Here is a 2,112-nt window from a genome sequence, read left to right as displayed (position 1 = left end):
TATTCTTCTTTGCTTAGCCTTACATTTTTGAATTCTCCATAAAAGATGGGGGTGGACTGTTCTTCTCTCCCCTTATCTATACTAACCTTATCTAATCTACCCTTATCTATACTGGGTTGACCACTTGACAACCTTTGGTTAACCAGATGACAACCAACTTTTTCTTCTGAAATATATGCTCCATTTTCCGTCTGATAAAGCTGTTGTTTCTGCTCTATATACATTGTTGGCTTATATCTGTCTTTTCTAATATAGTTATTTATCTTCCAATGAGTAATGACGATTATTCCCTGATCAAAGACTATCACAAAGCCTTTGGCAATAAGTATTTTTAGGTCATCTTCATTAGCTCCGATAATTTTGATGATTTTCTTAGGATTATTTACAAAACCGTCATCATCTGCCCTCATTGATAAATGAAAATATAGGCATTGACTACTTAGTGGCATATCCAAAAATAAGTCGCTATCCACTATCTTTAGTGAAAACATTCTTTTATCTGCCATGCTCTCCTACCTTTCTTCAAATAAAAAAAGACGATAGTTTTTACTTCTACCGCCTTGTGTACATTTATTATGTTTTTAAAATTTATTTTAGTTCGTTTTCAATTTCTTCTATTGTTGGTAATGCTCCCTTTAAACTTTCAGGAATTAAGTTTTGTAGATGATATTCTGAAATTCCAATAGGCTCTCTTGAGCTTTCAGAAGCATATTTCGCCAATACATTATCCTTTGTCTTACAGATTAAAAGACCTATTGTTTGATTATCCCCTTCTCCCTTTAATATATGGTTTACAGATGTTACATAGGTTCCAAGTTGTCCTATATCCGCAGGTTTAAATGCGGAAATTTTAACCTCCACAACTACATAGCAATGTAGCTTAATGTTGTAGAATAACATATCAATAAATTCTTCTGAATTTCCAACTACAAGTCTATATTCTCTGCCCACGAACGAAAAGCCTGTTCCTAGCTCCAATAAGAATTTTTGAATATTATCCATTAAAGCGTCTTTCAATTCTTTTTCATCATAATTTTGCCTTATAGCTATAAAGTCAAAATTATACGGATCTCTCGTCATTTCATTGGCTAAATCACTTTGTGTAGCAGGCAAATTATTTGTGAAATTTGTTATTGCTTTTCCTTGTCTCTCAAACAGATCTGTATCCAAGAAATTTAAAAGAACAGCTCTACTCCAGCTATTTTCTAATGTTTTAGATATAAAGAAAAATGCTTTATTCAAATTTCCCTCACATCTATCCATAATATATCTTTGATGTCCCCATGGGATACTAAAAATCATATTAAAATCTCCACCGACTTTAGATATTTGTAATTCGTCCACAGCTTGTGGACGATTTAATGGCGAATACATTTCATAAAATTTCTTCATATATTTTAAATTAGTAACAGAAAATCCTTTAACATTGGGAATTTCATTTTTTAAATCCGAACTTAATTTTTTATAGAATCCACTTCCCCATCTGCTTTCTGCCTTTAAGCTAATAATTTCTTCTCCTAAACCATAGTAAAACTTTAGCATTTCAGAATTGACTGAAACTGCTGCTTTAAGTTGCCTGCTTGTATATGATTTTTTTATTTTCTCAAGCATTTTTATATATTCACTATCTCCTATAATAGCTAAATCTTTTTTATCCATTCTCATCACTCCAATCTGATTCTTTTTATTTTATTCTATCTCTTTCACCAATGGTGGGAGTTTTAATCTTTTTATCACAATCAGCTTACGGTAAACAAGCTCATTTTATCATTACACGTTTAGTTTAATTAATGTGATTATACCAAAAATGTTAAATCTTTTCTATCTCTCCCTCTCTCTCTTTATCTATCTCTATATCTTTCTCTATCTCTATCTCTTATCGGACATAGGTTGGACTCATTAAGGACAATGTCCTCTGTTTATTTTGTCTGTGAAAAATTCTTCTTTCAATTTTATCCAATAATATCTTTTGTTTGTTGCCATATCTGCTCCTTTCTTGATTTTCGATAATCGAAATTCTTGATTTCCGATTTTCGGAATTCTGGACTTCTGCTTTTCGGAAGTCTTGTTATTATGGGTATCTAAGGGTGTAACTTTTCGTTACTCCCTTAG

Annotated in this window: 2 protein-coding genes; both read right to left on the bottom strand. The window is 31.8% G+C overall.

Annotated elements, in window-relative coordinates; translation table 11 throughout:
* Positions 1-506 (bottom strand): replisome organizer (locus HMPREF3045_RS08960; RefSeq protein ID WP_070738760.1); only part of this gene is annotated, 506 nt, incomplete at its 3' end.
* 82 nt (positions 507-588) lie between these two features.
* A complete protein-coding gene (locus HMPREF3045_RS08955) occupies positions 589-1,659 on the bottom strand; it encodes a PDDEXK nuclease domain-containing protein (protein ID WP_070738758.1) in 1,071 nt (356 codons plus the stop codon).
* Between the last annotated feature and the right edge of the window lie 453 nt (positions 1,660-2,112).

The sequence above is a fragment of the Anaerococcus sp. HMSC075B03 genome (assembly GCF_001815585.1).
In the GTDB taxonomy this organism is placed as follows: Bacteria; Bacillota; Clostridia; order Tissierellales; family Peptoniphilaceae; genus Anaerococcus; species Anaerococcus vaginalis.
The sequence above is the reverse complement of the archived record's forward strand: the minus strand, read 5'-3'. Positions and strand labels throughout refer to the sequence as shown.